Origin of the sequence: Bordetella avium, assembly GCF_034424645.1 — a bacterium.
Taxonomy (GTDB): Bacteria; Pseudomonadota; Gammaproteobacteria; order Burkholderiales; family Burkholderiaceae_B; genus Bordetella; species Bordetella avium.
On sequence record NZ_CP139969.1, the window covers coordinates 3,199,248 to 3,221,338 of the forward strand.

Consider the following 22,091-nt stretch of genomic DNA (forward strand, 5'->3'; position numbering starts at 1 on the left):
CGCAGGGTCAAGGCTGTACTCCCAGACGCTTCATCGTGTCGAGCACGGTGCCGTTCTTGGGGTTGCGTTTATGGAGTTCGCGCAGCATGTCTTCGGCCTGCGAGCGCTTGCCTTGGGCGTAGAGCACCTCGGCCAGGTGGGCCGCGATGTCGGGCTCGGGGCGCAAGGCATAGGCGCGCTGCAAATATTCCGCGGCCGCCGGCAGATCGCCCATGCGGAATTTGACCCAGCCCATGCTGTCGAGAATGAAGGGGTCGTTGGGCGAAAGCTCCAGCGCCTGGGTGATGAGATCCAGGGCCTCTGGCAGACGCTGATTGCGGTCGGCCAGGGTGTAGCCCAGCGCGTTATAGGCATGCGCATGCTCGGGATCGAGCGCGATCACCTGGCGCAGCAGCTTTTCAAGCTGAGCGACCTTGCCCTGGCGTTCGGAAAGCATGGCCAGCTCATATTTGATTTCGACGGTGTCAGGCAGGTCTTTGTCGGCCTTGGCCAGCAGCGCGGCAGCCTTGTCCACCTGGCCGGCATCGCGCAGGATCTGGGCCTTGGTGAGCACCCCCAGGGTCTGCTCCTCGTCGTCGAGCGCCCCTGCCGCATCGACCAGAGCCAGCGCATCCTCGATGCGGCCCTGGCGGGCGCGCAGGGCGGCCTGACGCATGTGGGCGGCATAACGCATGGACGGATCATCGACCCGCTCCAACTCGGCGATGGCCTCGTCGTAGCGGCCCTGGTCTTCGGCAATACGCGCCAGCAGCACATGGGCGTCGGCCGCGGCGGCGCCGGCATCCGAAGCGCCCGCCACAGTGGCTTGTTTGCGCTGATCCTGCACATCGAGATATTGCAGCAGGAGCGAGCGGGCCTGGTTCAGGTGCCCGGCCTTGTAGGCCAGTTGCGCCTGCATGAAGAGCAGATCGAAGTCTTCGGGCGCGCTGCGCGACATGGCGGCCAACTCGGCTTGCGCACTGTCGTAGTCGCCGCGCTCGGCCATCTGAGCCGCCAGCATCAGGCGCAGCTTGCGGGCATTGGGATTGCGGGCAATGAAGGCGCGCGCGGCTTCCTCGGCGCGGGCAGGGTCAACCTTGGCGCCATATTCGAGCACGCGCTGCGCGGCGGCCTCCGAACGCGGATCGGCAAGCAGCGCGGCGCGCGCCTCGCTGTCGGCGCGGGTGAAGTCGCCAGCGGCCTGGGCCGCGTCGGCCAGCGCCAGGTGGGCGACCGGCAGCTTGCGCACCTTGTCCGAAAGCGCCTCATCGAGGATGCGCAAGGCCAGACGCCGGTCATTGAGCCGGCTCAGGACGCTCATGGCCTGGGTGATGCCGCCCGTTTTATCGGGGGTGGCTTCGATGCGCTCACGCAGGGCCTGGGCCAGGCCTTTGGTCTGTCCATTGGCTGCAGACAAGGCCAGTTCGGTGGAGCTGGCCTCGATATCGCCGGGCGACAGGCGCGCCCAGAGACGGGCCGCCTCCAGCGCGCCGGGCAGATTGCCGCCCGCGAGCTGGAACTCGAGCGCGCGGCGCGCCAGACGCGGATCACTGGTGTCGCGGGCGAGGTTTATCAATGTGGTGGCCGCCGGACCATAGAGCCCGCGCTGGGCGGCGATCTCGGAGGCAATGACACGATAAAAGATATCGCCAGTCAGGTTGACATCCGGCAACTGGCCCGGATGCAGACGGATGACCTGGGTTTCGGGCTGTCGTGGAGCCTCGATCAGGCGGGGGCCCGTGGCATCGCGCGCAGGACCGGCCGCCTGGGCGGTGATCGCCGGCAGGCTCGTGAGCGCAAACGCCAACGAGGCCAATCCAAAATTAATTTGTTTGAACGACAACTTCACGCGGTCCGTCCGGTTGGTGGCACAATCTTTGTACACGTAATTGTCCATCTTACACTGGCTCATGCCGGAACTGCCTGAAGTAGAAACCACGCGCCGGGGAATCGACCCTGTCATCACCGGCCAGACACTGCGCCGCCTTGTCGTACGGGAGCCACGCATGCGCTGGCCCATCCCCGCCGACCTGCCCTCCCTCCTGACAGACCGCCCGGTGCTGGCCACCGGCCGCCGCGGCAAATACCTGTTGCTGCGCTTTGAGCACGGCGTGCAGATCGTGCATCTGGGCATGTCGGGTTCGCTACGCCGGGTAGCCATGGACGAGGCGCCACGCAAGCACGATCACGTCGATTGGGTCTTTGATCACGCCATCCTGCGGCTGCACGATCCGCGCCGCTTTGGCGCCGTGCTCTGGCATCCCAACACCGACGGGCCCGTCGAGGCGCATCCCCTGCTGATCGGCCTGGGCATTGAACCCTTTGATCCGCGTTTTGACGGCAAATGGCTGCACGATCACTTTCGTGACAAGCGGGTCGCCGTGAAACAGGCCCTGCTGGCTGGCCATGCCGTGGTCGGCGTGGGCAATATCTACGCATCGGAGTGCCTGTTCCGGGCGGGGATCGACCCACGCACGCCTGCCGGCAAGCTGTCGCGCCCGCGCTGCGAACGGCTGGCCCAGGCCGTGCGCGCTACGCTGGCCGATGCCCTGGCTTCGGGCGGCAGCACCCTGCGCGATTACGTCGGGGCGTCGGGCGAGCCGGGCGCTTATTTCGCCATCCATGCGGCGGTTTACGAGCGCGCCGGACTGGCTTGCCGGGTGTGCGGCACCCCGATCCGGCGCCTCGTGCAGGGGCAGCGGGCTACGTATTTCTGTCCCCATTGCCAAAAACGGTAAGGCCCGAAATTCGTTTATAACGAACGTATTGCATAAAAACTAACGCCTAGCTATAGTTTCCGGCAAGACGCGCCGCAGCGCGCGCCACATCCATGCAGAAACCGGAGACATCATGAGCAAGCAATTCGCATCCCACGCCGATCTTGACGACAAGGTCGTGTCATTTGAGAAGCTGTCGGATAACGCCTACGCCTACACGGCTGAAGGCGATCCGAACACCGGCGTGATCATCGGCGACGAGGCGGTGATGGTGATCGACACCCAGGCCACGCCGGTGATGGCGCAAGACGTGATCCGGCGCATTCGCGAAGTGACGGACAAACCGATCAAATACGTCCTGCTGTCGCACTATCATGCGGTGCGGGTGTTTGGAGCCTCGGCCTATCAGGCTCAGGAAATCCTGGCCAGCCGCGATACCTGGGATCTGATCGCCGAACGCGGCGAGCAGGACAAGGCCAGCGAGATCGGCCGTTTCCCGCGCCTGTTCCGCAATGCAGAGTCCATTCCGCCTGGCTTGGTCTGGCCCACCATGACGTTCAAGGGTGAGATGACGGTCAATCTGGGTAATCTGGAAGTCAAGCTCTTGCAGGTGGGCCGCGGCCATACCAAGGGCGACACGATTGCCTGGCTGCCCGAGCAGAAAATCCTGTTTGCCGGCGATCTGGTCGAGTACCAATCCACCCCCTATTGCGGCGACGCCTATTTCCGCGACTGGCCCACGACGCTGGATGCCTTGTCGGGCTTTGCCGCCGAGAAGATGGTGCCCGGCCGTGGTCCGGCGCTGAAGAACGCCGAAGAAGTGCGCAAGGGGCTGGCGGGCACGCGCGCCTTCCTGACCGATCTGTACGGCGCGGTCAACCGCGGCGTGGCCGACGGCAAGGATCTCAAGACGATTTATCGCGAGGTCTATGACTTCATGAAGCCGCGCTACAGCGATTGGGTGATCTTCGATCACTGCATGCCTTTCGATGTGTCGCGCGCCTATGACGAAGCGCAGGGCATCACCGATCCGCGCATCTGGACCGATAAGCGCGACATCGAGATGTGGCAGCAGCTCGAAGGCTGATCTTTCCTTTTTAGCAGTGCCGCCTGACGCAGGCCCCCATTCGAGCGGGCCGCGTCAGCGCGCGCGGAAAAAACGATAACCACGCAGGAGACCGTCGTGGGAGACATTGATTACCAGGCGCTGGAATTCGCCTATCAGGCCAGTTCCGATCAAAAGGCGGATACGCCAGCCGCCCACCAGGTGACCATCGTGGGCGCAGGCCCGGTGGGACTGACGACTGCACTGGATCTGGCCCGCCGAGGGGTGCGCGTGCTGGTGCTGGATGACGATTGCCGGCTGTCCACTGGCTCGCGCGCCATCTGTTTCGCCAAACGCACGCTGGAAGTCTGGGATCGCCTGGGGGTGGGCCAGCGCATGGTCGACAAGGGCGTGTCGTGGAATGTGGGCAAGGTGTTCTTTCGCGAAGGCGAGGTGTGGCGCTTTGATCTGCTGCCGGAAAGCGGCCATCAACGTCCGGCTTTCATTAATTTGCAGCAGTACTATGCCGAAGGCTATCTGCTAGAGGCCGTGCAGGCCGAGCCGAATATCGAGCTGCGCTGGAAGAACAAGGTGGCCGGCGTAGAGTCCGGCGACGACGGCGTGTTGCTCGCCATCGAAACGCCCGATGGCCCTTATGCTTTGCGCACGCAGTGGCTGATCGCCTGCGACGGCGCCCGTTCGCCGATACGCCGCCTGCTGGGTCTGGAGGCCCACGGCCGCATATTCAAAGACCGCTTTCTGATCGCCGACGTGAAGATGACGGCGCCCTTCCCTGCGGAACGCTGGTTCTGGTTCGATCCGCCCTTTCATCCCAACCAATCCGTGCTGCTGCATCGCCAGCCCGACGACGTCTGGCGCATCGATTTCCAACTAGGCTGGAACGCCGACCCCGTCGAAGCCGTGAAACCCGCCAATGTGCTGCCGCGCATCCGCGCCCTGCTTGGCGCGGACACGCCCTTCGAGTTGGAGTGGGTCAGCGTCTATACCTTTGCCTGCGAACGCATGGAACGCTTCCGTCACGGCCGGGTCGTGTTCGCGGGCGATGCAGCGCATCGCGTGTCGCCGTTTGGCGCACGCGGGGCCAATAGCGGCGTGCAAGATGCGGACAATCTCGCCTGGAAGCTGCATCGGGTGCTCGACGGCCGCTCGCCCGAGTCCCTGATCGACAGCTATGCCAGCGAGCGTGAGTACGCCGCCGATGAGAACATCCTGAATTCCTCGCGTTCGACCGACTTCATCACCCCCAAAAGTGAAGTCAGCAAGAATTTCCGCAATGCCGTGCTGAACCTGGCCCGCGATCACGCGTTTGCCCGCAAGCTGGTCAATAGCGGCCGGCTGTCTTTGCCGGCCTGCTATGAGAACTCAGCCTTGAATACGGCCGACGAACATCGGTTCGCGGGCGCGATGCGGCCGGGCAGCGTGGCCGCCGACGCGCCCGTGGAAAGCGACGATGCGCGTCAATGGTGGTTGCAGATGCTGGATGGCGATTTCACGCTGGCGCTGTTTGCCGGCGAACAGGCGCCCGAGACCGAGACGCTCGAGGCCTTGGCGGGCCTGGCCGATCTGCTGCTGGTGCGTCCGGCCGGCGCGGCATGGACGGCGCCCGAGGGCACGCGCTGCGTGACGGACAAGGAAGGCCTGCTGGCCGCCCGTTATGACGCCCGGCCCGGCACCTGCTATCTGATCCGCCCTGACCAGCACATCGCCGCCCGGCGCCGCGATACCGATATCACCGCGCTGCGTGCCGCCCTGGCGCGTGCCTGCGGCCAGCATTGAAGGAAGGCGCCATGCCATTGACTCTTACCCCCAATCTGGCCGAGCCGGATACCTTCTATCAGGCGCTGATCGATGCGCATCAGGATCTCAGCGACGAGCAAAGCCGCGAGATGAACGCCGCCCTGATCCTGGTGCTGGCCAACCATGTCGGCGATGCCGCCGTGCTTGCCCAGGCGCTCGCCGTGGCCCGCGCTTCGGTACAGGGCTGAAGTTCAGGCACGATCCGCGAAGGTGTCGATGATGAGGCCGCGCAACCATTGATTGGCACCGTCGCGCTGAAAGCGGCGGTGCCAGTACAGATTGGTTTGCAAAAGCGGCACTTTGATGGGCAGCGTCAGCACCTGCAGGCCGAAGCGCGGCGCGGCGCTGGCGGCCAGCTTTTCCGGCACCGTGGCCAGCAAATCCGTGGTGCTGACGATATAGGGAACGGCCGCGAAATGCGGCACGCTGAACTGCTCTTGCAGCACCACGCCAGCCCGCTCCAGCGCCTGGTTGATCTGCCCGTCGGGCGCAGCCCGCGACACCACCAGGTGCTGCTCGGCGCGAAAGGCCCGCGCGCTCATGCCGGCATAGGCCCGCGGATGACCGGCGCGAAACAAGGTCGCATACCCCTGACGGAACAGCATGCGTTGCACGATGCCGCTGCCCAGGCCGTCGAAGGCGCCCAAGGCGAGATCCACACGGCCGGTATCCAACTCACGTTGCAGATCGGTGCAGCGCAGCGAATCAATCCGCACCCCAGGCGCATGACGGGCGCACAGCTCCATGAGCGTAGGCATGAAGTGAATCTCGCCCGCATCGGACATGGCAATGCGCAGCCGCCGCTGGCTGGTCGCCGGATCAAAGGGCTGGGCCGCATCGGCCAGATGCGACAACAACGACAAGGCCTCGCTGACCTGCCCGCCCATGCCTTCGGCCAGGGGGGTCGGCAACATGCCCTGCGCAGTACGAACGAAAAGCTCGTCACCAAAGGCCAGGCGTAAACGGCGCAGGGCATTGCTGACGGCAGGCTGCGACAGATCGAGCCGGCGGGCGACCGCCGAGATATTGCGCTCTTCGAGCAGGTGCTGGAACACCACCAGGAGATTGAGATCGAGTTTTCGCAGGGCGTCCACCACCCCCCCTTTATTCATAAAATTTATAGCTTGTATTTATACATTCCCATTTTCATATCTGGCAATTTTGCGCAGAATGCGGGCAGATACCGGCCAAGTGTCCGGTGTATAACAACCTGGCCTCGCCTGGAGACAACCCATGCCCTTGAATTACCAATCCGGTTTTGGCAACGCTTGCGCCACCGAGGCGCTGCCTGGCGCCCTGCCCCAAGGCCGCAACTCCCCGCAGCAGTGCCCCTACGGGCTTTATGCCGAACAGCTTTCTGGCACGGCATTCACTGCGCCGCGCAGCGAAAACCGCCGCTCCTGGCTGTATCGCATCCGGCCGGGTGTCGTGCATCGCCCGTTTGAACCCTATGCCGGGGCCCCGCACTGGCTGGCCGATTTCGGCGCCGGCCCGGTCACGCCGAATCAATTACGCTGGAGCCCGCTGCCGCTGCCCACCACGCCCACCGACTTCATCGATGGCGTGCACACCTGGGGCGGCAATGGCGGCCCCGATGAGCAAAGCGGGGTGGGCATTCATCTGTATGCCGCCAATCAAAGCATGAAAGGGCGTTTTTTCTACAACGCTGATGCCGAGATGCTGCTGGTGCCGCAACTGGGCCGACTGCGCCTGGCGACCGAAATGGGCCTGCTCGACCTGGAGCCCTTGGAGATCGCCGTGCTGCCGCGCGGCGTGCGCTTCCGCGTCGAGCTTCTCGACGCAGAGGCGCGCGGCTATCTGCTGGAGAACTTCGGTACGGCGCTGCGTCCGCCAGAGCTCGGTCCGATCGGCTCCAATGGCCTGGCCAATGCGCGGGATTTCCAGATGCCAGTGGCCTGGTATGAAGACGTGGAAGGCGATTTTGAACTGATCGCGAAATTCACGGGCGGCTTCTGGCGCGCGCCGCTGACACACTCACCGCTGGACGTGGTGGCCTGGCATGGCACGCATGCCCCTTATAAATACGATCTGCGCCACTTCAATACCATCGGCTCGATCAGCTATGACCACCCTGATCCGTCGATTTTCACGGTGCTCACTTCGCCGTCGGACACGCCGGGAACGGCCAATCTGGACTTCGCCATTTTCCCGCCGCGTATTCTCGCGATGGAAAACACCTTCCGCCCGCCCTGGTTCCACCGCAATATCGCCAGCGAGTTCATGGGGCTGATCCAGGGCGTGTATGACGCCAAGGCCGAGGGTTTCGCTCCCGGCGGCGCCAGCCTGCACAACTGCATGAGCGGCCACGGCCCGGATGCCGATACTTTCGAGAAAGCCAGCGTGGCCGACACCAGCAAGGCCCATTACATCCGTGACACGATGGCCTTTATGTTCGAGACGCGGCGCGTGATCCGCCCGACCCGCCAGGCGCTGGCGTCTGCGCAATTGCAAGGCGACTACTATCGGTGCTGGCAGGATCTGAAGAAACACTTCAACCCCGAGAAAGCCTGAGGGCGCCAGAACAACATCCGCCGCGATGCGGCGGCAACCCAACTCGAGTGATCATGACCCTGAACGAAACCCACAATCCCAGCCTCAAGAGCTGGGTGGCCAGCGCCAACACCGGCGACAGCGATTTCCCGATTCAGAACCTGCCTTTTGCGGCTTTTCGCCGCCGCGGTTCACAAGAGGCTTTCCGCCCCGGCGTGGCCATCGGCGATGCCATCGTGGATCTTGGCGCCTTGCGCCTGGCCCGTCCCTTTGACGGCGATGCCCAGCGGGCCCTGGACGCCTGCGCCGACACCCATTTGAACGCCCTGATGGCGCTTGGGCCCACGGCCTGGAGCGCGCTGCGCCTGGCGCTGTCGCGGGCGCTGCGTGAAGGATCGGCGCAGCGCGCCCTGATCGAACCCTTGCTGGTGCCGCAGGCCGAAGCCGAATTCAGCACCCCTGCCCGCATCGGCGATTACACCGATTTTTATATTTCGCTGCACCACGCCACGGCGGTGGGCAAGCAATTCCGCCCGGACAATCCCCTGCTGCCCAACTACAAATGGGTGCCTATCGGCTACCACGGGCGCGCCTCGTCGATTGGGGTCGAGCAGACCTTTGCCCGTCCGGTGGGCCAGCAGCGCCCGCTCAATGAAGGCGAGGCGCCGCAGTTCGGCCCCTGCAAACGCCTGGACTACGAGCTTGAGCTGGCCCTGTTCATCGGCCAGGGCAACGCCCAGGGCGATCGCATCACGCTGGATGCGGCCGAACACCATGTATTCGGCCTGGGCATTCTGAATGACTGGTCGGCGCGTGATCTTCAGGCCTGGGAATACCAGCCGCTCGGGCCCTTCCTGGCCAAAAACTTCGCCTCGACGATCTCACCCTGGGTCGTCACGCTGGAGGCCTTGGCGCCTTTCCGCACGACCTGGGCGCGGCCCGAAGGCGATCCGCAACCGCTGCCCTATCTGGCTTCGGCAGCCAACAAGGCAGAAGGGGCCTTCGACGTGCAAATGGAGGTGCTGCTCAGCACCGCGCAGTCGCGCGCCAAGGCCGCCGAACCCGCCCGCCTGTCGCGCAGCAATTTCCGCGATGCCTATTGGAATGTGGCGCAGTTGGTGACGCATCACACCGTCAACGGCTGCAATCTGCAACCCGGCGACATGATGGGCACGGGCACGCTCTCCGGCCCGCAGCCGGATGAAGCCGGCTCGCTGCTCGAACTGAGCCAAGGCGGCAAACACCCCATTGCGCTGCCCTGGGGCGAAACGCGTACCTTCCTGAAAGACGGCGACCAGATCATCATGCGGGCCGAATGTGTCAAGCCTGGTTATCCGCGCATCGGCTTCGGGCAGTGCGTGGGCACGGTGGCTCCGGCTCGCCTCTGAAACAGAGACCAAAGGGGCCGGCGGCCCCTTGGTCATCGCGTCAAGGCCGGGTCGTTCCGGCCTGGGTTTGCGGCGGCAGTTTGTAACGCCCTTCGCGGTAAGCCCAGCTTGGCCAGAGCGCAAAGGCCAGGGCCTCCTCGGCCTGCTGCGCGTCTATCGGCGCAGGCTCGAACTTGTCTTCCTGGTCGCGTGGCATCCGCGTATAGCGGTAGGAGGTCGGGGTCTTGCGGGGCTCGATCACAACGAGCGAATCTCCGCGCAGATAACCGAAGTTGTCGCCGTACTGCATGATGGCGCGGTTCGGGTCGCGCTGGGTGAGATCGCTGCCCAGCATGGGGTTGATGTTATCCACCCCCATGAGGGAAAGCAGGGTCGGGCCCATATCGATTTGACTGACGATGCGCTCATCCTGACGCGGCGCGATGCTCCCGCCCAAGATGAGGGCGGGAATCTGAAAATGCCGCACCGGCACGAGATTGGCGCCGAACACGCGTGAATCGTGGTCGGCAATCACCAGGAAAACGGTGTTATCCCAATAGGGCGCCTTGCGCGCCTGCTCGAAGAATTGGCCGATGGCCCAATCGGCATAGCGCACGGTGTTTTGCACCGAAGCCGCCTCGCCCTGCGGCTGGATGCGGCCCGCCGGATACTCCCACGGCGAATGATTGCTGACCGAAAAGGCCAGCGTGAATACGGGCTTATCGCCATCATTGCGCAAGAGGCGATCCACCTGCTTGAACATGTCTTCGTCAGAGGCGCCCCAGGAGCCGACAAAGACGGGGTCGACAAAGTCTTTGCGATCCACGACCTGGTCGAAACCGTTACCCAGAAAAAACCCCCGCATATTGTCGAAGTGCGACTCGCCGCCATAGACGAAGCGCGAATGGTAGCCATGCGCCTTGAGCAATGAAGCCAGGGTGAAAAAATGGGTCTGCGAACGCGGCAGCTTCACCACCGCCTCGGCCACGGTGGGCAGAAAGCCGGTCGTCACGGCCTCGATGCCACGCACCGAACGCGTGCCGGTTGCGTAGGCGCGATGAAACATCCAGCCCTCTTTACCCAGCTTGTCCAGCTCCGGCGTGAGATTGGCGCCGCCCAGGCTGCCGACATACTGCGCCCCCAGGCTTTCCTGCAGGATGATCACCAGATTGAGCGGCTTATCGCGCCGCACGCTGGCTTTTTGCGCGTGAACGCTGGGATAGGCCGGATCGAGGGCGGGGCCCTCCATACCCGAAGCCTGGCGAACGATGGCGTTCATTTTTTCTATCGGCATTTCCGGATAGAGCGCGGCCGAAGAGCGCTCGTCCCGCAGGCGGTAGGCCGCATCAAGCACGTTATAGAGCGAGTTCAGCGGCAAGGTATTGACCATGGCGTCGCTGCTGAACGCGACCACCGACGGATTGATGGGCCGATGCTCCAGCGTGCCGCGTATGGCCAGCACCACGACGGCCAGCGTAAGCAGCGAGGCAAAGGGCCGCTTCCACCACCGCATGTAAGGGTCGGTCTTGCCCAGGGGAAACAGGCGTTTGGCCAGCCAGGCAGCCAAGAGCAGCGCCAAAAAGGCGGCCAGCAGCACGCCCTTATAGCCCTCCCACAACATGCCTGCCACCTCGCGCGGATGCACCAGATATTCGAAATAGAGCCGGTTGGGCCTGGTGTCGTATTCCGAGATGAATTGCGGCGTGGAAATTTCCAGCAGAGCCAGCAACATCCACCAGATGCGGAACCACCAGGCCGTGATGCTGGCCGCCAGAGGCCGGTGACCGAACCAATAGGAAAACACCGCAGGAATGGCAATCACCATGCCCACCATCACGAGGTCGATACGCCAACCGCCAAACAGCAAAGGCCACAGCCCGCCTGCGGCCTGCACGCGGTCCCATTGCCAGAACGCCAGTCCCAGCCGGCTGGCCGTCAGCAAGAGCAAGACGGCAATGAGAAATCGTAGGGTCAATCTGCGCAAAGTCCGCTCCATAGACGGACCGGGCCGCGGCACGGTCCTGATATCGGCGGGCAGTCCCGCCGGAGGTGAATATGTGGCGCCGCTAGCGCGAGCTCTCGATGCGGCGCAGGCGTTCCCGGCTATTGCTCAGGTGTGTGCGCATGGCCGCCCGGGCAGCCTCGGCATCCTGGCGCAGGATCGCATCATAGATATTTTCGTGCTCGACATTGATCCGGGCCAGGTATTGCCCTGGGTTTTCCTGAAAGACACGCGCGGAGTTGATGCGCGTGCGCGGGATGATGGCGGAACCAAGATGCGACATCAGCTCAGCGAAATGCCGGTTCTGTGTCGCCTGGGCGACCAAGAGATGAAACTCGAAGTCCGGCGTGATGGTGTCGCCCTGGTTGAGCAAGCGCGCCTGGAACAGATCCAGTGCCCGCCGCATCGCGGCGAGCTGCTCGTCGTTGCGGCGTTGCGCAGCCAGGCCGGCCGCCTCGCTTTCCAGGCCGATGCGCAGCTCAAGCGCCACCAGAATATCGCGGATGGAGGCAAGCTCTGCCGGGCTAACCCGAAAGTCTGCGCCCGGAGAGGCCTGCAAGGCATAGGTGCCCACACCGTGACGCGTCTCGACCAGCCCGGCTTCCTGCAAGCGCGACAACGCCTCGCGCACCACGGTACGGCTCACGCCGAACTGGCGCATGATTTCGGGTTCAGTGGGAAGTTTCTGCCCAGGCGGGATATCGCCAGCGCGAATGCGGCCTGAGATGCTCTCAACCAGACCCTGGGCCAGATTGCGAGGACGCCGCTGCGCGGCGGGCGGTTCATTCGGAGCATTCATCACGATTTTCCCGGCAACCTGCAACCGGGCGAAGGAAAAAACTGCGCTGATTATACCTCCGGGCTAGTGGGCGACTGCTGGATCAGGCGGGCGGAAATTCCGCACAGGCATCATGCAGAGCCACCTCGATCCGGCCTTGATACAAGCTGTAAAAAAAATCTGAGATCGCTGCAGATCCAAAGCCCCGATGCAAGCACATGGACAAGGGCGCAGGCCAGACGCGGCGGCCGGCGGGTCCACATAATGGCGGCGCGGCAGCTCAGGAAAAGCCCAAGGTAAAGCGGGTGCCGCGCTGCGCGCCCTCGCGCGCGGAATCGACGGTCAGTGTCCAGCCCTGCACGTCGCAAACCTGTTTGGCGATAGCCAGGCCCAGCCCGCGCTGCGGATCACGGTCGTTCATGACGCCGCCGCTGTCTTTCAAGCGGCTGCTGAAGTAACGCTGAAATACAAAAGGCAGCTCCTCCGGCGCAATGCCACGCCCGTTGTCGGCCAGCACCAGGCTACCCTGGCCATCCAGGCTGGCGCGCAGCTCGGCTGGCGCGGCATGTTCGATGGCATTGCGGACCAGATTACGCAACACCGTCAAGAGGGCGTAACGATTCAACTCGCGCACCGTCTCGGTGTCGATGTCATTGCTAAAGCGCAGCCCGGCCTGCTCGGCGTTGCCGGCAAAGCCCTGCCAGGCGGCCCCCATGCACTCGGCAAGCCTGACCGGCTCAGGCGCGCAACGCTCTTCGCGCGCCATCGCACGGGCGCTTTCCAGGGAAGAGGAAATGCTGTCAACGCCATCGACGATGCGCGTCAGCCGGCGCTGCACCTCAGGCGGAAGGCGGGTATCCATCTGCATTATTTCGCTATCGGAACGGATGCTGGCCAAGGGGGTGCGCACTTCATGGCTGAGGTTGGCGGCAAACTCGCGCTGCCGCGCGATCGACTGGTCAACCTGACCCTGCATGCGGTTGAACGCCTCGACCAGACGCCCGGCCTCGTCGTCACGCGTGACCGCCATATCCGGCGCGCCAGGCGCCCAGTGAGCCAGATGGTCTGTCACATCGAGCAAAGGCCCCACCACATAGCCCGCCAGCCGGCGCGCCAGCCCATAGGCCACCACGATACACACCGCCCCCACGCCCAGCACGAAAAGGCCGAAGATCTTCACCCGATCTTCGTTCTCGGTGGCGTCATACATCACGTAGACCTTGCCACGGCCATGATTGGCGTCAGCCACCATCACATGCCAGGTATCCGAGCCCGGCTCCAATAGATGCAGTCCATTGTCCAGGCCGCGCAAGGGCGCGGGCAGGTCGTCGTTGGCCATACCCGGCAGGTGCAGCCAGGCATGCATAGATCCCCCCAACTCACGCGATCCCCGCTCCGGAATATAGTCGGGTTCGGACACCAGATGCTGGATGACGCGTTCGGTTTCGGTCGTGAGGATGTCGTTGACCAGATCGTCTTCCATCTGATCGAAGGTCAGATAGGCCAGCAGGGCCAGCAAGGTAACGAAGATCGCCACGATGCCGGTCAGCGCCCACACAACCCGTTGCGTCAGGGTGCCGCCACGCGTCATGCTTTCTGCACCAGACGCCAGCCAATGCCATGTGTGGTTTCGATGCCGTCAAACCCCGCCTCGCTCAGCGCCCGGCGCAACAGGTGCACCTGGCTGCGCAAGGCGTCGGAAGCCGGCGGCTCGTCGCCCCAGAGGGCAGCCTCCAGCGTTTCCCGCGATACGACCTTGCCTGGGTCGCGCAGCAGCATCTCGACGATCAGCACCGATTTGCGCGCCAAATGCACAGGCTTGCCGTTGACACTGACCTCACGGCTGCGGCTGTCCATGGCCAAGGGGCCGAAGCGATACACGGCATCGACCACGGCGTGGCGCGAGCGCTGAATCAGCGCCAGCAAACGCGCTTTGACCTCGGCCAGAGCGAAGGGTTTGGTGAGGTAATCATCGGCGCCATGCGAAAAACCCGCCAGCTTGTCGTCCAGACCGTCGCGCGCGGTCAGGATGAGCACCGGCACCGGCTTGCGCAATGCCGTGCGCAAATGATGCAGCACGCCATAGCCGTCCAGACCGCCCGGCAGACCAACATCCAGCAGCACGGCATCGAACTCCTGACGCTCCAACATGGCCAGCGCGCTCTTGCCCTCGTACGCGGCATCCGGCATGAAGCCCTGGGTTTGCAGGTACTCGTAGAGATTCCCTGCGATGGTGAGGTTGTCTTCAACGATGAGCACGCGAGCGCCGTTCATGATCTCAGCCCTGCAACACCTTGCCGGGGTTCATCACACCCTCAGGATCGAGGGCGGCTTTGATACGTTTCATGAGCGCGATTTCAACCGGGCTCTTGTAGCGCGGCAGTTCGTCGCGCTTGAGCTGGCCCACGCCATGCTCGGCGCTGATGGACCCGGCATGGGCCTGCACGCTGGCGTGCACCACATCGTAAATGGCGGGTTGCAGCGCCAGCAGGTCTGCCTCGGTCTGGCCGGCGCCGCGCGCCACGTTGTAATGCAGATTACCGTCGCCCAGATGGCCGAAGATCACATTGCGCACCCCCGGAAAGCGTTCTTGCAGCGCGGCGTTGGTCACGCTGACGAAATGCGCGATGGACGAGATCGGGAGCGAGACATCGTGTTTGACTGCCTTGCCCAGTTCGGCCTCGGCCAGTGGAATGCTCTCGCGCAGATGCCAGAGCGCCTGGCTCTGAGCCAGGTTGGCGGCAATGGCCGCATCCCCCACTAAACCCTCGCCGATGGCCGCGCTCAGCACGGCCTCGAAACGCTCGCGGGCGTGCTCCTCGCTCTCGCTGTCGGAAAGCTCCAGCAAGGCGAACCAGGGGGCTTTCAAGGACTCGCCCTCAAACGGCAGACGCTGCTGCGGGAACAGCCGGATCACAGATTGCAAGCAATCGGCGGCCATGAGTTCGAACCCGGTCAACGAGGCGCCGAAGCCAGCGCGAGCGCGCGCCAGCACCTCGACAGCATCCTCGATACGGGACAGGGTCAGGAGCGCGGTGCAGCGGGCCACCGGCAAGGGATAGAGTTTGAGCGTGGCGGCCGTGATGATGCCCAGGGTGCCTTCGCTGCCGATATACAGATCGCGCAGGTCATAGCCGGTATTGTCTTTGCGCAGACCGCGCAGCCCGTGCCAGATTTCGCCCTCGGCCGTCACCAGCTCCAGACCCAGCGCCAATTCGCGGGCATTGCCATAGCGCAGCACCTGGGTGCCGCCGGCATTGGTCGCGAGATTGCCGCCGATGGTGCAGCTGCCCTCGGCCGCAAGACTGAGCGGGAACAAGCGCCCGGCCTGTTCAGCGGCCTCCTGCACCGCCTGCAACACGCAACCCGCCTCAACGGTGATGGTGTCGTTATCCCGGTCTATGGCGCGCACGCGATTCAGCCGCCGGGTGGAAAAAATCACAGCCTGGCCGCTGTCGTCAGGGGTCGCGCCGCCGCACAAACCGGTGTTGCCGCCCTGCGGCACAACCGGCGCGCCATGCTGACGGCACAGACGCAAGGCCGCCGCCACCTCTTCGGTCGAACCCGGCCGGACGACGGCCAGCGCGCGGCCGCGATAGCGTCGCCGCCAGTCCAGCAGATAGGGTTCGGCGTCTTCGCCGGTCAGTACATGGGCCGGGCCCAGAAGCGACTGAAGTGCTTGCAGCAGGGTCATAGCAGACGAAAAAACTCTGATTCAGAGATAGGCCGCATTGTAGGGTCAAGCCGCGCTAGCTGGCCGCCCGGTGATCGCTCCAGTCGGAAATCCCCGCCAGCCGCGATCCGGTCAGGCCCGAGCAGAAAGCCGGGGAGGCGATGCGATTGAGCAGAAACGCGCGTTCCGGCACCGCCAGACCCGGCATATCGCCGATAGCCTGGTAAGCACGCCGCAAGGCATCGCCGCGCGTAACCCCCCAAACCAGCAAATTGGCGCCCGGCCGACCGGACGCGGCGCAAGCGCCGATACCGACCTCCAGCGCATGGGCAGCCATCGGCTCCATCAGCGCCGCCTTGCCGATGCGGCCATGAGGCAAGGCCTCGATCATGCGGAACAAACCACTTTCGTCGTCGAGCGAGAACACGACGGTGCCCAGGCCCAGCCAGCCACGATGCTGGGCGATGTGTATGGCGACCTCGCGCAGCGTGGCCTCCATGCGCGAGGACAGCCTGGGCGCCGGGCATTCGGCGATCAGCACACGCTGATCCCGCCAGACGCAGCGCTCCCAGGCGGCGCTGGCCTCGACGCGGCCATCTTCCTGGACCAAAACATGAATATCCAGTCTGCGTTCGGCGCCGCCGGCCGGCCCGCCCGGCGGACGGCGCATACCAACGATATGGGCAGAGGGTGTAAGGAACGAAACTTTGGCACCCATAGCCACCTCCCGTTCAAATTCGTACGAGTAAGCGTAGCACTTCTGTGATGACAGGCCCGTCAACGGCTCGATTCTCAGCGAAAACGGCACAGTTTTCGCTAATGTCCGGTTCCGCGCTGGCGCGCATCGAGCGAGTCCACGCTGGGGCGCCTTCGGCCCGCTCCACCGAAATAAGAGATAATTGGGGGTGATCACCCCGAGCGATCAAATGCGGCCAGGCCGCGCCAGAAGGAAGCCTCGTGAAAAATAACTACCCTGCTTCAGTATTCAAAGCGTATGACATACGTGGCACTGTCCCTGACCTCATCGATCCCGATTTTGCGCGCGCGCTTGGTTATGCGCTGGCCGCAAGGGCCCGCGAGGCAGGCAATACGGAGCTGGTCATCGGTTATGACGGCCGCCTGAGCAGCCCGGCGCTATCGACGGCACTGCAACAGGGTATCCACGAAGGCGGGGTCAACACCCTGGACATCGGCCGTGTGCCCACACCGCTGGTTTATTTTGGCGCGTATAGCCTGGGGCTGGGCGCAGGCGTTGCCATTACCGGCAGCCACAATCCTCCCAAGTACAACGGCTTCAAAATGATGCTGGGCGGCCGCGCCCTGTATGGCGAGGCCGTGCAGTCATTGCGCGATGCCATGAACCAGCCGCAGCCGGCCGGCAGCGCGCACGGCACGGGCCGCAATACCGACCTGGTGCCGGCCTATATCGAGCGCATCGTTTCCGATATCAAACTCGCCCGGCCCATGAAAATCGCCATCGACTGCGGCAACGGGGTGGCCGGTGCTGTCGCGCCTGAGCTCTTCCGTGCTTTGGGCTGCGAGGTGACCGAGCTGTTCTGCGAGGTGGACGGTAACTTCCCCAACCACCATCCGGACCCGGCGGACCCCCACAATCTCCAGGATTTGATCCATTGCCTGGCCACCACCGACTGCGAAATCGGCCTGGCGTTTGACGGCGACGGCGACCGCCTGGGTGTCGTGACCAAATCCGGCCAGATCATCTGGCCCGACCGCCAACTGATTCTCTTCGCGCGCGACGTATTGCAGCGCTGCCCCGGCGAAACCATTATTTACGACGTGAAATGCAGCCGCCATGTGGGCCTGGCGGTCGCCGCAGCGGGCGGCCAGCCGCTCATGTGGCAGACCGGCCACTCGCTGGTGAAGGCCAAACTGGCCGAAACCGGCGCACCGCTGGCAGGCGAAATGAGCGGGCATATTTTCTTCAAGGAACGTTGGTACGGTTTCGACGACGGCCTGTATACCGGGGCGCGCCTGCTGGAAATTCTCGCGCGAGAAGCCAACCCCTCGGCGCTGCTGGAAGCCTTGCCCACCGCCGTCTCCACGCCGGAGCTCAAGCTCGAAATGGAAGAAGGCCAGCCTCACGCGCTGATCCGCGAGCTGCAAGAGCATGGCCGTTTCGACGACGCCTCACAGGTCATCACCATCGATGGCGTGCGGGCCGAGTTCGCCGACGGTTTCGGGCTGGCGCGCGCATCGAACACCACCCCGGTGGTCGTGCTGCGCTTCGAAGCCGAAAACGCCGACGCGCTGGCCCGCATTCAAACCCTGTTCAAACGAGAGCTATTGCGCCTGGCGCCTCAAGCCCGCTTGCCATTCTGATCCGCCATGCCCCAGTCTCTCCCTTTCAGCCCCGCCTGGCTAGCTTTCGAGGAAGCCGTACGCGGCGCCTCGCATCGTGGCGACCATCTGCGCATCATCGAAGGCGGCGGCCTGTCGGTGGATCTCACGGCGCAAGCCTATTCACCTCAGCTTGAGGCGGCGGGTCTGGCCTTATGCGAACAGCAGGGCTTCGCGCTGGCGCGCCGGCAGTTGTTCGAAGGCGGCGAGGCCAACTGGACCGAACACCGCCCGGCGTGGCACACCGCGCTGCGAGCGGCGCAGCCCCCGCCCTCCGTCGCCAAGGACATTCTCAACGAACGCGAGCGCCTGCGCCGCTTCGTCGACGAAGCCGATGCCAGAGGCGCGTATAAATATGTGCTGCATCTGGGCATAGGCGGCAGCGATTGGGGGCCGCGTCTGGTGGCCCGCGCGCTGCGCCACCAGGGACTCAAACGCGAAGTGCGCTTCGCCTCCAACGTCGATTCGCATGCCGTAGCCGACGCCATGCACCAGCTCGACCCGCACGAAACCCTGGTCATCGTCGCCTCGAAGTCATTCACGACCACCGAGCCGCTAGCCAACGCCGAAGTCGCCATTCATTGGTTGCAGAACGCCGGCGTGGCGGACCCGATCAAGCAAGTGGTCGCCATTACCGCCAATGTCGACGCCGCGCTGGATTTCGGGATTTCGCCCCAACATGTGTTCCGTTTCTGGGACTGGGTAGGCGGGCGTTATTCGCTGTGGTCGGCTATCGGCCTGCCCATTGCGCTGGCCATGGGCAACAACACTTTCGACGAATTGCTGGCCGGCGCGGCCGCCATGGATGAGCACTTCCTGCGCGCCCCCCTGGCCGCCAATGCCCCGGTGCAAATGGCGCTGGCCGGGCTGGCCAACCGCAGCGTGATGGGTTTCAACAGCCTGGCTATCGCGCCCTACGATTCTCGTCTGGCGCATCTCGTTCCCTGGGCCCAGCAACTGGAAATGGAATCGCTGGGCAAAGTGGCGACACGCGATGGCAGTCCCGCAGGCGTGCCCACAGGCCCGGTTGTCTGGGGCATGACAGGCACCGATTGCCAGCACACCTTCTTCCAGTGGCTGCACCAGGACACGACGGGAGCGCCTGTCGACTTCATCGTCTGCGAGCATGCTGACCACACCTATGACCACCATCACCGTCTGCTGATTGCCAACTGCCTGGCGCAACGCGCCGCCTTGCTGCGCGGCAAATCATTCGAGGATGCCCTAGCCGAAACCTGCGCGCGGGTCGATGACCCGTCAGAGGCCCGCATTCTGGCGGAGCACCTCGTCCATCCCGGACGCCGCCCGTCCACACTCATCGTGTTGCCGCGCATGACCGCCCACAACCTGGGCGCGCTGCTGGCGCTGTACGAACACAAGGTTTTCACGCAGGGCGTGCTCTGGGGCATCAACCCCTTCGACCAGTGGGGCGTGGAATTCGGCAAGGCGCTGGCGCGCGGCATCATCGGCGAGCTGGACAAACCTAGCGGCATGGCCAGCGCCGATCCGTCTACCCGCTATTGGGTGGATCTGCTGTCGCGGCGCAGCTGACTGCCAAAGCCGCCGGACCGCGAATCAGCGGGCCAGCAAAGCGGCGTAAATCGCCAGGTGCCGGCGGCATACGTCGTCAATCGAGAACTCTCGTTCTGCCAGGCGGCGGCCGGCCTGGCCCATGCGCTGGCGCTGCGCCGGGTCGGCCACCAGCCGGGCGATCGCCGCCGCCAGGGCCGGCGCATCGTGCGGCGGCACCAGCAAGCCGGTCTGATCGGGGTCGATCGCATCGCGGCAGCCCGGCACGTCTGTGGTGACGACGGCGCGAGCGCAGGCCGCAGCCTCGATCAGAGACTTGGGCAGGCCCTCCCGATAGGAGGGCAGCACCGCAATATGGGACGCCGCATACAACTCGGCAATATCCTGGCGCTCGCCCAGGGCTTCCACCAGGCCGGCGCGCGCCCAGGCCTGCACTTCATCGGCACGGATCGAAGCAGGATTTCCCAGATCCACGCCGCCAGCCAGACGCATGCGCACATTCAGCCCCTGCTGCCTGAGCAGCCTGGCCGCCTCGACAAACTCATAGACCCCCTTGTCGCGCAGCAAGCGGGCCACCATCAAGACGACGACCGGCGGCGCGGGCGGTTCCGGCTCGGCACGATAGCGGCTCAAATCGACGCCCGAGCCCCGTATCATCTCGACCCGCTCGGACCGGACGGCGCCCAGTCGGCTCAGCAGATCACGGTCATTGGCATTCTGAAAAATCACGCGGCTGTTGGGATGACCGAGCGCCAGACGATAAAAACGGCCGACAACGGCCCGCACCAGACGCGCCCGAGCCCCTTTGGCCATGAAAACATAGCCCAGACCTGAAATCGCCGCCACCATCGCGGGCACGCGAGCCAAGCGCGCAGCAATACCGCCATAAAGTACGGGCTTGATCGTCACCAGATGCGCGAGGTCAGGCCGCAGCTTTCTGAAAAGGCGGTACAGGGCCAGCATGGTCTTGAGCTCTTCCATCGGCTTTTTGCCGCTGCGGCTCATGGGAATGACATGATGCATCATGCCCAAAGCCTGAATCTGCGGCACCGAGGGGCCATCCATCGTCGCCACGTGCACCTCATAGCCCTGAGCCTGGGCGGCAATGGCCAGGGCGACACGATGCGAGAGAAAAAACGCGGGGTTATTCACCACGAACAAGAGGCGCGTCGGGCTCATACACGGTCTCCGGCAATACGCCGCCACACGGCCTCGTAGGCGCGCACCATGCGGCCAAGATCGAAAAGAGCCAGCACGCGCTCGCGCGCGGCCTCAGCCGCCCTGCCCCCTGCGGCCATCTCGCGCAAGCCTTGCGCAATACCGCGCGCCAGCGCGGCGGGTTGTTCCGGCGGCACCACCACCCCGGTATCGCCGACGATATACGCGGCATCGCCCACATCGGTCACGACGCAGGGCGTGCCGCAGGCCATCGCCTCCGCCACCACATTGGGAAAGCCCTCTGCGCAACTCGAGAGCACATGCAGATCAAGACTATTCATCACGGCCGGTACGTCATCGCTCGGGCCAGCCAACAACACCCGACCCGCCAAGCCCTGCCCATCGATCAGCGCCATTAGTTCGGCATTGGCCGGCGTCATGCCGCGGCCGACCAGCACACAACGCGGCGCCTGTCCTTCACGCAACAACTGCCCCAGAGCGGCAAGCAGGTTGCGGTGGTCTTTGAGCGGGTCCCAGCGCGCCACACAGCCTATCAAGGGCGTGCCGGCGTCCACTCCCCACAGGGCCCTCATCCGCTCGCCCGCAAGCGGATCGGGCGCATAACGGGAGAGGTCGTAACCATTGGCGATGACGACCATTTTCCCGGTGTCATAGCCCAGCGCCTGATGCCGGTCGGCGGCGTCCTGGGCCGCGCACACAATGGCGCGCGGCATCCAGCCTGACAGCAAGGCGCACAGCCGCAACACCAGTCTGGCCGATCGGCTGCTGCGATTCAGATGGTTACCGGAATTGCGTATCCCCCAGGATAGCGCCTTGATCCCCGCCAGCCGGGCAGCCAAACCGCCAATGAGATCCGCGTGATACATCCAGGTTTGCACCGCGTCGGGCGCCTCTTTGCGCAACAAGGCGCGCAAAGCCATCAGGCCGCCCAGCGTCACACGGCCGCGGGCCATTCCCAAGGCATGCACGCTGATGCCTGCGGCGCGCAGACGCGCGCCGTAAACGCCTTCATCAGTGAGAGAAATCACGACGTGGCGGGTGGTGGTCTCGGCATAGGTGGCCAAACGGTACAGCACGGCCTCGGCCCCGCCCTGCCCCAAGCCCGTAATGATGTGAACGATGCGCATACAGACC

Annotated in this window: 18 protein-coding genes; 8 read left to right on the plus strand and 10 right to left on the minus strand. The window is 64.3% G+C overall.

Annotation, left to right across the window (positions count from 1 at the left end; all coding sequences use genetic code 11):
• Nucleotides 1-7: 7 nt before the first annotated feature.
• Entirely contained in the window at nt 8-1,891 is a 1,884-nt protein-coding gene (locus U0029_RS14805) for a tetratricopeptide repeat protein (RefSeq protein WP_114851731.1), read from the minus strand.
• Between U0029_RS14805 and mutM the strand changes: the two genes are divergently transcribed.
• The 4 genes from mutM (at nt 1,890) to U0029_RS14825 (ending at nt 5,747) form a co-directional block, all read left to right on the plus strand.
• A complete protein-coding gene (gene mutM / locus U0029_RS14810) occupies nt 1,890-2,717 on the plus strand; it encodes a bifunctional DNA-formamidopyrimidine glycosylase/DNA-(apurinic or apyrimidinic site) lyase (RefSeq protein WP_012416229.1) in 828 nt (275 codons plus the stop codon). The genes U0029_RS14805 and mutM overlap by 2 nt on opposite strands.
• A gap of 112 nt (nt 2,718-2,829) precedes the next feature.
• On the plus strand, nt 2,830-3,783 hold the full coding sequence (locus U0029_RS14815; protein ID WP_012416228.1) for an MBL fold metallo-hydrolase: 954 nt from the start codon (nt 2,830-2,832) through the stop codon (nt 3,781-3,783).
• A gap of 96 nt (nt 3,784-3,879) precedes the next feature.
• Nucleotides 3,880-5,538: an FAD-dependent oxidoreductase gene (locus tag U0029_RS14820; protein WP_114851730.1), complete on the plus strand. Its 1,659-nt coding sequence runs from the start codon at nt 3,880-3,882 to the stop codon at nt 5,536-5,538.
• A gap of 11 nt (nt 5,539-5,549) precedes the next feature.
• Nucleotides 5,550-5,747, plus strand: a complete 198-nt coding sequence (locus U0029_RS14825; RefSeq protein WP_012416226.1) for a DUF2783 domain-containing protein — start codon at nt 5,550-5,552, stop codon at nt 5,745-5,747.
• 3 nt (nt 5,748-5,750) lie between these two features.
• On the opposite strand, the gene U0029_RS14830 is transcribed toward U0029_RS14825, so the two are convergent.
• Complete coding sequence (locus U0029_RS14830; RefSeq protein ID WP_370510833.1) at nt 5,751-6,671, minus strand: LysR family transcriptional regulator; 921 nt, start codon at nt 6,669-6,671, stop codon at nt 5,751-5,753.
• A 121-nt stretch (nt 6,672-6,792) separates the two neighbouring features.
• Here U0029_RS14830 and hmgA point away from each other — a divergent pair, with 121 nt between their 5' ends.
• The gene (gene hmgA / locus U0029_RS14835; protein WP_114851729.1) at nt 6,793-8,091 is read left to right on the plus strand and encodes a homogentisate 1,2-dioxygenase; all 1,299 of its coding nucleotides are present in this window, start codon (nt 6,793-6,795) and stop codon (nt 8,089-8,091) included.
• A gap of 50 nt (nt 8,092-8,141) precedes the next feature.
• Nucleotides 8,142-9,458: a fumarylacetoacetase gene (fahA, locus tag U0029_RS14840; RefSeq protein WP_114851759.1), complete on the plus strand. Its 1,317-nt coding sequence runs from the start codon at nt 8,142-8,144 to the stop codon at nt 9,456-9,458.
• Nucleotides 9,459-9,498: 40 nt separating this feature from the next.
• On the opposite strand, the gene U0029_RS14845 is transcribed toward fahA, so the two are convergent.
• The 6 genes from U0029_RS14845 to U0029_RS14870 form a co-directional block, all read right to left on the minus strand.
• Complete coding sequence (locus tag U0029_RS14845; protein ID WP_236824201.1) at nt 9,499-11,433, minus strand: LTA synthase family protein; 1,935 nt, start codon at nt 11,431-11,433, stop codon at nt 9,499-9,501.
• A gap of 70 nt (nt 11,434-11,503) precedes the next feature.
• Entirely contained in the window at nt 11,504-12,238 is a 735-nt protein-coding gene (locus U0029_RS14850) for a FadR/GntR family transcriptional regulator (protein ID WP_012416221.1), read from the minus strand.
• Between the two features lie 259 nt (nt 12,239-12,497).
• Nucleotides 12,498-13,808, minus strand: coding sequence for a sensor histidine kinase (locus tag U0029_RS14855; RefSeq protein WP_114851727.1), 1,311 nt, complete (start codon nt 13,806-13,808; stop codon nt 12,498-12,500).
• Nucleotides 13,805-14,491 (minus strand): response regulator transcription factor, encoded by a 687-nt coding sequence (locus U0029_RS14860; RefSeq protein ID WP_012416219.1) that lies wholly within the window; start codon nt 14,489-14,491, stop codon nt 13,805-13,807. Before U0029_RS14860 ends, U0029_RS14855 begins: the two co-directional genes overlap by 4 nt.
• Before the next feature lie 4 nt (nt 14,492-14,495).
• Nucleotides 14,496-15,911 (minus strand): FAD-binding oxidoreductase, encoded by a 1,416-nt coding sequence (locus U0029_RS14865; RefSeq protein WP_012416218.1) that lies wholly within the window; start codon nt 15,909-15,911, stop codon nt 14,496-14,498.
• Nucleotides 15,912-15,966: 55 nt separating this feature from the next.
• Nucleotides 15,967-16,608 (minus strand): BPTD_3102 family carboxylase-like protein, encoded by a 642-nt coding sequence (locus tag U0029_RS14870; RefSeq protein ID WP_012416217.1) that lies wholly within the window; start codon nt 16,606-16,608, stop codon nt 15,967-15,969.
• 239 nt (nt 16,609-16,847) lie between these two features.
• Between U0029_RS14870 and U0029_RS14875 the strand changes: the two genes are divergently transcribed.
• Both U0029_RS14875 and pgi read left to right on the plus strand, forming a co-directional pair.
• A complete protein-coding gene (locus U0029_RS14875; protein ID WP_114851726.1) occupies nt 16,848-18,230 on the plus strand; it encodes a phosphomannomutase/phosphoglucomutase in 1,383 nt (460 codons plus the stop codon).
• Nucleotides 18,231-18,236: 6 nt separating this feature from the next.
• Entirely contained in the window at nt 18,237-19,799 is a 1,563-nt protein-coding gene (gene pgi / locus U0029_RS14880; protein WP_114851725.1) for a glucose-6-phosphate isomerase, read from the plus strand.
• Nucleotides 19,800-19,823: 24 nt separating this feature from the next.
• On the opposite strand, the gene U0029_RS14885 is transcribed toward pgi, so the two are convergent.
• Both U0029_RS14885 and U0029_RS14890 read right to left on the minus strand, forming a co-directional pair.
• Entirely contained in the window at nt 19,824-20,957 is a 1,134-nt protein-coding gene (locus U0029_RS14885; RefSeq protein ID WP_114851724.1) for a glycosyltransferase family 4 protein, read from the minus strand.
• The gene (locus U0029_RS14890) at nt 20,954-22,084 is read right to left on the minus strand and encodes a glycosyltransferase family 4 protein (protein WP_012416213.1); all 1,131 of its coding nucleotides are present in this window, start codon (nt 22,082-22,084) and stop codon (nt 20,954-20,956) included. The genes U0029_RS14885 and U0029_RS14890 overlap by 4 nt, the downstream gene beginning before the upstream one ends.
• Between the last annotated feature and the right edge of the window lie 7 nt (nt 22,085-22,091).

Bases quoted from the DNA above. Each gene is read 5' to 3' on its own strand.
- U0029_RS14815 (WP_012416228.1), top strand. From the start codon at position 2,830: ATGAGCAAGCAATTCGCATCCCACGCCGATCTTGACGACAAGGTCGTG.
- U0029_RS14885 (WP_114851724.1), bottom strand. From the start codon at position 20,957: ATGAGCCCGACGCGCCTCTTGTTCGTGGTGAATAACCCCGCGTTTTTT.
- mutM (WP_012416229.1), top strand. From the start codon at position 1,890: ATGCCGGAACTGCCTGAAGTAGAAACCACGCGCCGGGGAATCGACCCT.
- U0029_RS14865 (WP_012416218.1), bottom strand. From the start codon at position 15,911: ATGACCCTGCTGCAAGCACTTCAGTCGCTTCTGGGCCCGGCCCATGTA.
- U0029_RS14890 (WP_012416213.1), bottom strand. From the start codon at position 22,084: ATGCGCATCGTTCACATCATTACGGGCTTGGGGCAGGGCGGGGCCGAG.
- U0029_RS14845 (WP_236824201.1), bottom strand. From the start codon at position 11,433: ATGGAGCGGACTTTGCGCAGATTGACCCTACGATTTCTCATTGCCGTC.
- hmgA (WP_114851729.1), top strand. From the start codon at position 6,793: ATGCCCTTGAATTACCAATCCGGTTTTGGCAACGCTTGCGCCACCGAG.
- U0029_RS14860 (WP_012416219.1), bottom strand. From the start codon at position 14,491: ATGAACGGCGCTCGCGTGCTCATCGTTGAAGACAACCTCACCATCGCA.
- U0029_RS14805 (WP_114851731.1), bottom strand. From the start codon at position 1,891: ATGAGCCAGTGTAAGATGGACAATTACGTGTACAAAGATTGTGCCACC.
- U0029_RS14825 (WP_012416226.1), top strand. From the start codon at position 5,550: ATGCCATTGACTCTTACCCCCAATCTGGCCGAGCCGGATACCTTCTAT.
- pgi (WP_114851725.1), top strand. From the start codon at position 18,237: ATGCCCCAGTCTCTCCCTTTCAGCCCCGCCTGGCTAGCTTTCGAGGAA.
- U0029_RS14855 (WP_114851727.1), bottom strand. From the start codon at position 13,808: ATGACGCGTGGCGGCACCCTGACGCAACGGGTTGTGTGGGCGCTGACC.
- U0029_RS14870 (WP_012416217.1), bottom strand. From the start codon at position 16,608: ATGGGTGCCAAAGTTTCGTTCCTTACACCCTCTGCCCATATCGTTGGT.
- U0029_RS14830 (WP_370510833.1), bottom strand. From the start codon at position 6,671: ATGAATAAAGGGGGGGTGGTGGACGCCCTGCGAAAACTCGATCTCAAT.
- U0029_RS14850 (WP_012416221.1), bottom strand. From the start codon at position 12,238: ATGAATGCTCCGAATGAACCGCCCGCCGCGCAGCGGCGTCCTCGCAAT.